The following is an 8837-nucleotide window of genomic DNA, read 5'->3' as shown; positions in this document are numbered from 1 at the left end:
GGCTTGTGAGACCCGGGCTCAGACCCGGTCGGGCTCGTCGACGCCGTCGGTCGCGAGCAGCTCGCTCTCGACCGTGCCGCCATAGCCCTCGGCCTGCGGGTCGCCGTGCAGGCCCCCCGAGACCGCGTATTCCTCTTCGGGCGAGAGGATGAGTCGGTGCCGGCCCCAGAGCGCGAAGATCGCGAGCATCACGGCGTAGACGACGCCGATCGCGATGATCGCCGGCACGAATGTCGGATTGAGCAGGAACCCGAGGAAGATGAGCCCGGCGATCACTGCGGCGACGACCGCGCCGGGCACGCCCCACGGGCTGACGTACGGGCGCTTCGCGTTCGGGTACTTGCGGCGCAGGATCACGAACGCGACCATCTGCAGCAGGTAGGCGAGCACCGCGCCCCAGACGGCGATGTTCAGCACGATCGCGCCGGCCACGGCGCCGGCCCCCTCGGCGTCGACCTGGGCGAGCACGTCGAGCACGACGAGCGCGACGAAGCCGATGATCGCGCCCGCGACGAGGGCGACCCACGGCGTCTGCCGCTTGCCCGTGAGCGAGAGGAACTTCGGGTAGTACCCGGCCCGCGAGAGCGAGTACATGTTGCGCCCGTAGGCGAACATGATGCCCTGCAGCGACGCGAGCAGGCCGATCAGGGCGAAGAGTGCGAGCACCGCGGCGAGTTCGTCGCCGACGATGGCCCTGAAGCCGTCGAGCAGCGGCTCGCCGGCGACCCCCGTCGCCTCGGCGCCGACGACGCCGGTGTTCAGGAACAGCACCAGCAGGCCGGTCACGATGAGCGTGGCGCGCGCGATCAGGCCGGCTTTCGGGATGTCGCGGACCGGATCCTTCGACTCCTCGGCCGCGAGCGGCAGTTCCTCGATGCCGAGGAAGAACCACATCGCGAACGGCAGGGCGAAGAGGATGGGCAGCACGCCGTGCGGCAGGAACGCGGTCTGGCCGGCGTCGGGCACGATGTCGAAGAGTTTGTCCCACGAGAACTGGCCCGAGAACAGCGCCATCGCGCTGAAGACGAGCAGGATCGCGATCGAGATGATCGAGACGACGATCGCGAACTTGAACGAGATGCTCGCGCCGGCCGCGTTGATGCCGATGAAGACGAGGTAGAGCAGCACCCACCAGACCCACTGCGGCATCGAGAAGCCGAGCAGTTCGCTCGTGATCGCGTCGGCGTACGAGCCGGAGAAGAACACGATGACGGCGGTCGTCGCAACGTACTCGATCGTCTCGGCGAGGCCCGTGACGAACCCGCCCCACGGCCCCATCGCCGCACGCGAGAACGAGTACGCGCCGCCGGTGTGCGGCATCGCCGACGACATCTCCCCGATCGAGAAGATGAGGCCGTAGTACATGACGACGAGCACGGCGAAGGCGATGAGCATGCCGCCGAAGCCGGCGAAGTCGATGCCGAAGTTCCAGCCCGAGAAGTCGCCCGAGATGACGGCCGCGACGGCGAGGCCCCAGAGCCCCCAGACGCCGGCCGTGCGGGTGAGCTTGCGTTTCTCGAAGTATCCGGCCTCGGCCGTCGTGTACTTCACTCCTGACACCTTGAGCGTGTCCTTGGTCATGGCTGTTCCCTTGCTCTCTCGAAGCGCGCAGCCGCAGCAGCGCGGGGGTGGGATGCGTTGGCCTGAACTATAGGGCGACCAATGGTTGCTCGTACAGACCTTTCTCGAAGAATCTCGACGAAGCTCGCCAGACGTTCGGCCGAATCATCCTGTCGTGGCGCATCGATGGTGTGGTGTAATGGTCGGCATCACCGACCATTCACCCTGACTCGAGGAGGCGCCAGCGGATGTCGGCACCCACCGGATACCTCACCCTCGACGCGCTTCGCGGCGCGGTCGCCGACGGCCACGTCGACACCGTGATCGTCGCGTTCACCGACATGCAGGGGCGCCTCATCGGCAAACGCGTCTCGGCGCGGCTCTTCCTCGAAGACGTCGCCGAGCACGGCGCCGAATGCTGCAACTACCTGCTCGCGGTCGACGTCGAGATGAACACCGTCGACGGCTACGCGATGTCGAGCTGGGAGCACGGCTACGGTGACATGGCGATGATCCCCGACCTGTCGACCCTGCGGATCGCGCCCTGGCTCGAGGCGACGGCGCTCGTCACGGCCGAGCTGCAGTGGCTCGACGGCAGCGCGGTCGAGGCTTCACCCCGGCGCATCCTGCAGCGGCAGCTCGAGCGCCTCGCCGAGCGGGGCCTGACCGCGTTCGTCGGCACCGAACTCGAGTTCATGGTCTTCGACGACGGCTACCGCGCGGCCTGGCAGAAGGGCTATCGCGAGCTCACTCCCGCGACCGACTACAACATCGACTACGCCATGCTCGCGTCGACCCGCATGGAACCCCTGCTCCGCGACATCCGCAATTCGATGGACGGCGCGGGTATGTACTGCGAGGGCGTGAAGGGCGAGTGCAACCTCGGCCAGCAGGAGATCGCCTTCCGCTACACCGACGCCCTCGGCACGTGCGACAACCACTCGATCTACAAGAACGGGGCGAAGGAGATCGCCGACCGGCACGGCAAGTCGCTCACCTTCATGGCGAAGTTCAACGAGCGCGAGGGCAACAGCTGCCACATCCACATCTCCCTGCGCGGCACCGGCGGCGAGGCGGTCTTCAGCGATCCGGATGCCCCGCACGGCATGTCCACCCTGTTCCGCCGGTTCCTCGCGGGCCAGGTCGCCGCGATGCGCGAGCTCACGCTCTTCTCGGCCCCGAACATCAATTCGTACAAGCGCTACGTCGCCGGCAGCTTCGCGCCGACGGCGATCGCGTGGGGACTCGACAACCGCACGTGCGCGCTGCGGGTCGTCGGCCACGGCCTCGGCATGCGCGTCGAGAACCGGGTGCCGGGCGGCGACGTGAACCAGTACCTCGCCGTCGCGGCGCTCATCGCCGCGGGCATCGCCGGCATCGACGGCGAACTCGAGCTCGACGAGGCGTTCGAGGGCAACGCCTACGAGAGCGACGTGGCGCGCGTGCCGGCGACGCTGCGCGAGTCTGCCGAGCTCTTCGCGGGGTCGGCCATCGCCCGCGAGGCGTTCGGCGACGAGGTCGTCGACCACTACCTGAACAACGCGCGCATCGAGCTCGCCGCCTACGACGCGGCCGTGACGGACTGGGAGCGGGTGCGTGGCTTCGAACGACTCTGAGCTGACCATCCCTTCCCCGGTGATCGGCATCACGACCTACCTCGAGCAGGCGCAGACCGGGGTGTGGGACGTGCGCGCCTCGTTCCTGCCGAAGGTCTACATCGACGCCGTGACCGATGCGGGCGGCATCGCGGTGCTGCTGCCCCCGCAGCCGTCCGACGCCGCGATCGCGCGAGCCGTGCTCGCCGCCCTCGACGGGCTCATCGTCTCGGGCGGTGCCGACGTCGACCCGGCGCGGTACGGCCAGAGCCCGCACGAACGCACGGGCGCGCCGCGCACCGACCGCGACGAGTGGGAGGACGCCCTGCTCACCGCGGCGATCGAGGTCGAACTGCCGTTCCTCGGCATCTGCCGCGGTGCGCAGATGCTCAACGTCGCGCTCGGCGGCACGCTCGTGCAGCACCTGCCCGACGTCGTCGGCAGCGACGCCTACCAGCCCGGAGCCGCGCAGTTCGGCGAGACCTCGGCGACGGTCGAGCCCGGCTCCCGTCTCGCGGCGGTGCTCGGCGATGCCGCCGCTCCCCTGCCGATCCACGTCTACCACCATCAGGCGCTCGACGAGGTGGCCGAAGGCCTCCGGGTGACGGCGCGCACCGACGACGGCGTCATCGAGGCCGTCGAGCTCGAAACGGTGCCGTTCGGCATCGGGGTGCAGTGGCATCCCGAAGAGAACGCCGCCGACCGCCGCCTCTTCGCCGGGCTCGTCGGCGCCGCCCGCGAACACCGCGCCGCACGCGAGCACCACGCCGCACGCTCGGTGAACGCTCCTTCCGAAGGGACCGCCCAGTGACCCACACGATCGTCAACCCCGCCGACGAGACCGTCGTGACCACGGTCGCCGCCACCTCGATCGACGACACCGATCTCGCGATCGCACGAGCGGCCGCCGCCCAGCGCGACTGGGCACGACTCGCACCCGTCGATCGTGCCCGGCTCCTGCGCCGGTTCGCCGACGCCGTCGACGGTGCGGTCGACGAGCTCGCGGCGATCGAGATGCGCAACTCGGGGCATCCGATCAGCCAGGCGCGGTGGGAGGCCGGGCACGTGCGCGACGTGCTCGAGTACTACTCGGCCGCGCCCGAACGTCTCTTCGGCCGGCAGATCCCGGTCGCGGGCGGCCTCGACGTCACCTTCCAGGAGCCGCTCGGCGTCGTCGGCGTGATCACGCCGTGGAACTTCCCGATGACGATCGCGTCGTGGGGCTTCGCGCCCGCACTCGCGGCCGGCAACGCCGTCGTGCTGAAGCCCGCCGAGTGGACGCCGCTGACGAGCCTGCGCCTCGCCGAACTCGGCCTCGAGGCGGGCCTGCCCGACGGGCTCTTCCAGGTGATTCCGGGCAAGGGCTCGGTCGTCGGCGAGCGCTTCGTCACGAACGATTCGGTGCGCAAGATCGTCTTCACGGGCTCGACCGAGGTCGGCAAACGCATCATGGCCGGGTGCGCCGACCAGGTGAAGCGCGTGACGCTCGAACTGGGCGGCAAGAGCGCCAACATCGTCTTCGCCGACGCCGACCTCGAGCGCGCCGCCGCGACGGCGCCGTACGGCGTCTTCGAGAACGCCGGCCAGGACTGCTGCGCCCGCAGCCGCATCCTCGTCGAGCGCAGCGTCTACGAGCGCTTCATGGAGCTGCTCGAGCCCGCCGTCGCCGGGGTGCGGGTCGGCGACCCCGCCGACGAGGCGACCGAGATGGGCCCGCTCGTCGCGGCGGCCCACCTCGAGCGCGTGCGCTCCTTCGTCCCGGATGACTCGGAGCTCGCGTTCCGGGCCGCCGCCCCGGCCGGCCCGGGCTTCTGGTTCCCGCCGACGGTGCTCACACCGGCACGCGACTCCCGCTCGGCGCGCGAAGAGATCTTCGGCCCCGTCGTCTCCGTGTTCCCCTTCGACGACGAAGACGACGCGGTTCGCTTCGCGAATGGGAGCCAGTACGGTCTCTCGGGCTCGATCTGGACCCGCGACCTGAGCCGCGGCATCCGTGTCGCCCGATCGATCGAATCAGGCAATCTCTCGGTCAATTCGCACTCGTCGGTGCGCTACTCGACGCCGTTCGGCGGGTTCAAGCAATCGGGGCTCGGGCGCGAACTCGGGCCCGACGCGCCGCTCGCCTTCACCGAGACCAAGAACGTCTTCCTCGCCGTCGACTGACGGCCACGAACCCGCGATTAGGAGCACCATGACCGACCTTCCCCGCATCGACCTCACCCAGCGCCTCGCCGGCCGCGTCGCCGTCATCACGGGCGGCGCCTCGGGCATCGGCCTCGCGACCGCGAAGCGCCTCGCCGCCGAGGGCGCGCGCGTCGTCATCGGCGACATGGATGCCACGGCCGGGCCGGCCGCCGCCGAACTCGTCGGCGGCCTGTTCGTGCGGGTCGACGTGACCGACGAGGCCCAGGTCGACCACCTCTTCGACGACGCCGCCCGCGTCTACGGTTCGGTCGACATCGCCTTCAACAACGCGGGCATCTCGCCGCCCGACGACGACTCCATCGAGACCACCGAGCTGCCCGCCTGGCAGAAGGTGCAGGACGTCAACCTGAAGTCGGTCTACCTGTGCTCCCGAGCGGCGCTGCGGCACATGGTCGCGCAGGGGCGCGGCTCGATCATCAACACGGCGTCGTTCGTGGCCGTGCTCGGCTCGGCGACCTCGCAGATCTCGTACACCGCGTCGAAGGGCGGCGTGCTCGCCATGAGCCGCGAGCTCGGCGTGCAGTTCGCCCGGCAGGGCATCCGCGTGAACGCCCTGTGCCCGGGGCCGGTCAACACGCCGCTGCTGCAGGAGCTCTTCGCGAAAGACCCCGAACGCGCGCAGCGCCGGCTCGTGCACATTCCCGTCGGCCGGTTCGCGGAACCCGAGGAGCTCGCCGCGGCGGTCGCGTTCCTCGCGAGCGACGACGCCTCGTTCATCACCGGCTCGACCTTCCTCGTCGACGGCGGCATCAGCTCGGCGTACGTCACTCCGCTCTAGGCTCGAAGCATGGGCGACGCAGTGGACGACGAGCGGGCCGAGCCGGCGGCAGACGTACCGACGGCGGAGGCGCCGGCCGAGGTGCTGAGCGCCGGACTGCTGTTGACGCCCGCGCGCCCGGCCAACGCCTTCGAGGAGACCGTGCAGCGGCTGCTGCAGTCGATCCGGCTGGGGCTCATCGGCCCCGGCGAGCGGCTGCCTGCCGAGCGCGAGCTCGCGACCATGCTCGAGGTCAGCCGCGACACGCTGCGCGACGCGATCGGTTCCCTCGCCGACGCCGGATGGATCGTGGCCCGGCGCGGCCGCTACGGCGGCACCTTCGTCTCCGACGAGCTGCCCGCGGCGATGCCGGCCGGCTCCGGCGCACCCGCCGACCCGATCATGACCGCCCGCCGGCTCGAAGACACGCTCGCGCTGCGCTCGGTGATCGAGGTCGGCGCCGCCCGGCGCGCCGCCGAGAGCGAGCTCTCGGCCAACGACCGCGAACGGCTCTGGCAGGCCGACGAGGAGTGCCGCACGGCGAGCGGCGAGCAGTACCGCATGGCCGACTCCCGATTGCACCTGCTCATCGCGGAGGTGCTCGCGGCGCCGAGCGTGATCCCCCTCGTCGCCGACGTGCGCATGCGCGTCAACGAGCTGCTCGACGGCATTCCGCTGCTCGCGCCGAACATCGCGCACTCGAACGAGCAGCACCGGGCGATCGTCGAGGCGATCCTGCGCGGCAGCCCCGACGATGCCGCAAGCGCCATGGCCGAGCATCTCGAGGGCACCGAGGCACTGCTGCGCGGCTTCTACGCCTGAATCCCCGTCGGTCGAGTAGCGAAGCGTATCGAGACCACGCAGACGGGTCTCGATACGCTCCTTCGTCGCTACTCGACCAACGAGAGGGTGCTCAGAGGAACGCGAAGGGCAGCATCGCGAGCCCGAAGACGAGCGCGCCGAGCGTGACGAGCACGGTGCCCGCGAGCATCACCGCGTTCAGCACGATGCCCCAGACGGCCATGGTGCGCGAGGCGGGCTCGCGCTTCAGCGCCATGACACCGAGCACGAGGCCGATCACGGGCACGAAGAAGGTGAAACTCGAAACGATCGAGACGAGGCCGAGCACGAGGCTCGCGATGCTGAACCCGCGCGTCTCCGCGGCCGGCGCGGCGTAGGGGTTCGGCTCCGCGAACGGCGCCTGGGTTGCGGTGTCGGTGACGGTGGTCATGGGGTGCTCTCCTGTTCTCGGGGGCCCGATCCGTGGGCATGAGACCACGCTACGAGCACCGCGGGGCGCACGATATGGGGCTATCCCCCCGATACGATCGGATGGATCCCCACCCCTTCACTCCCTGAAACGGAGCAGCATGACTCTGCCCTGGACCCTGCACGGCGACGGCAAGAACGTCAACCCCGGAGACGTCGTCGCCCCCGGTGAGCGCCTGAGCTGGCCGCGCACGATCGGCCTCGGCGCGCAGCACGTCGTGGCCATGTTCGGCGCGACCTTCCTCGTGCCGATCCTCACGGGCTTCCCGCCCGCGACGACCCTCTTCTTCTCGGGCATCGGCACGATCCTCTTCCTCGTCATCACGAAGAACCGGGTGCCGAGCTACCTCGGCTCCTCGTTCGCGTTCATCGCGCCGATCAGCGCGGCGATGGGTGCGAAGGGCATCGGCGACCCCATGGGCGCCGCCCTCTTCGGCATCGTCGTCGTCGGCGTGCTGCTCGCGCTCGTCGGCCTCCTCGTGCAGTGGGTCGGCACGCGCTGGATCGACGTGCTCATGCCGCCCGTCGTCGCGGGCGCGATCGTCGCGCTCATCGGCTTCAACCTGGCGCCGGCCGCGAAGAACAACTTCATGCTCGCCCCGGTCACCGCGCTCATCACGCTCGCGGCCGTCATCATCGCGAGCGTCGCGTTCCGCGGCATCCTCGGACGCATGTCGATCCTCGTCGGCGTCGTGATCGGCTACGTCGCCGCCGCGATCCAGGGCGAGATCGACGTCGCCCGCATCGAGGACGCCGCGTGGATCGGCCTGCCGACCTTCCACCTGCCTGCGAACCCCTTCGCCGATGCGGCCGTGTGGGGCTTCCTGCCCGCGTTCCTCCCGGTCGTGCTCGTGCTCATCGCCGAGAACGTCGGCCACATCAAGGGCGTCGCGCAGATGACCGACCCGTCGATCAACAGGTCGACCGGTCGCGCGCTCTTCGCCGACGGCGTCGCGACGACGATCGCCGGCTTCTTCGGCGGCTCGGGCACGACGACCTACGGCGAGAACATCGGCGTCATGGCGGCAACGCGCATCTACTCGACCGCCGCGTACTGGGTCGCCGGCATCGTCGCGGTGCTGCTCGGCCTCTCCCCCAAGTTCGGCGAGGTCATCAACACGATCCCGGCGGGCGTGCTCGGCGGCGTCACGACGGCGCTCTACGGCCTCATCGGCATCATCGGCGTGAAGATCTGGCTCGACAACAAGGTCGACTTCGGCAAGCCCGTCAACCAGTTCACGGCCGCCACGGCCCTCATCATCGGCATCGCGGACTTCACCTTCGCGGTCGGCGGCGTCTCGTTCAACGGCATCGCGCTCGGCACGATCGCCGCCATCGTGATCTACCACCTCATGAACGGCATCGCCAAGGCCCGCGGCACCGACTGAGCGGGCGGCGCACCGGCACGCGTGCGACGAGAGCCGAGAACGGCGGATGCCGCGGGGCCGATC

Annotated in this window: 8 protein-coding genes; 6 read left to right on the top strand and 2 right to left on the bottom strand. The window is 69.9% G+C overall.

What is annotated here, in order from left to right; all coding sequences use genetic code 11:
- Positions 1–18: 18 nt before the first annotated feature.
- Entirely contained in the window at positions 19–1581 is a 1563-nt protein-coding gene (locus ACWGST_RS16525) for an amino acid permease (RefSeq protein WP_452047759.1), read from the bottom strand.
- A 227-nt stretch (positions 1582–1808) separates the two neighbouring features.
- Here ACWGST_RS16525 and ACWGST_RS16520 point away from each other — a divergent pair, with 227 nt between their 5' ends.
- From ACWGST_RS16520 to ACWGST_RS16500, 5 genes are read left to right on the top strand one after another with little or no spacing between them, the layout of a single operon-like run.
- Entirely contained in the window at positions 1809–3176 is a 1368-nt protein-coding gene (locus ACWGST_RS16520; RefSeq protein WP_452047758.1) for a glutamine synthetase family protein, read from the top strand.
- Positions 3157–3966, top strand: a complete 810-nt coding sequence (locus ACWGST_RS16515; protein WP_452047757.1) for a gamma-glutamyl-gamma-aminobutyrate hydrolase family protein — start codon at positions 3157–3159, stop codon at positions 3964–3966. The genes ACWGST_RS16520 and ACWGST_RS16515 overlap by 20 nt, the downstream gene beginning before the upstream one ends.
- Positions 3963–5318 carry an aldehyde dehydrogenase family protein gene (locus ACWGST_RS16510; RefSeq protein ID WP_452047756.1) on the top strand — a complete coding sequence of 452 codons (1356 nt, stop codon included), beginning with the start codon at positions 3963–3965 and terminating at the stop codon, positions 5316–5318. The genes ACWGST_RS16515 and ACWGST_RS16510 overlap by 4 nt, the downstream gene beginning before the upstream one ends.
- 28 nt (positions 5319–5346) lie before the next feature.
- Positions 5347–6138, top strand: coding sequence for a 3-oxoacyl-ACP reductase (locus ACWGST_RS16505; RefSeq protein ID WP_452047755.1), 792 nt, complete (start codon positions 5347–5349; stop codon positions 6136–6138).
- Between the two features lie 9 nt (positions 6139–6147).
- Positions 6148–6939 carry a FadR/GntR family transcriptional regulator gene (locus ACWGST_RS16500; protein WP_452047754.1) on the top strand — a complete coding sequence of 264 codons (792 nt, stop codon included), beginning with the start codon at positions 6148–6150 and terminating at the stop codon, positions 6937–6939.
- Positions 6940–7030: 91 nt separating this feature from the next.
- On the opposite strand, the gene ACWGST_RS16495 is transcribed toward ACWGST_RS16500, so the two are convergent.
- Positions 7031–7348: a DUF4190 domain-containing protein gene (locus ACWGST_RS16495; protein ID WP_452047753.1), complete on the bottom strand. Its 318-nt coding sequence runs from the start codon at positions 7346–7348 to the stop codon at positions 7031–7033.
- Between the two features lie 139 nt (positions 7349–7487).
- Here ACWGST_RS16495 and ACWGST_RS16490 point away from each other — a divergent pair, with 139 nt between their 5' ends.
- Positions 7488–8774: a uracil-xanthine permease family protein gene (locus ACWGST_RS16490; protein WP_452047752.1), complete on the top strand. Its 1287-nt coding sequence runs from the start codon at positions 7488–7490 to the stop codon at positions 8772–8774.
- Positions 8775–8837 lie beyond the last annotated feature (63 nt).

The sequence above is a fragment of the Agromyces sp. NPDC055520 genome (assembly GCF_053619715.1).
Note: the sequence above shows the minus strand (reverse complement) of the source record. Positions and strands in the feature narration are given on the sequence as shown.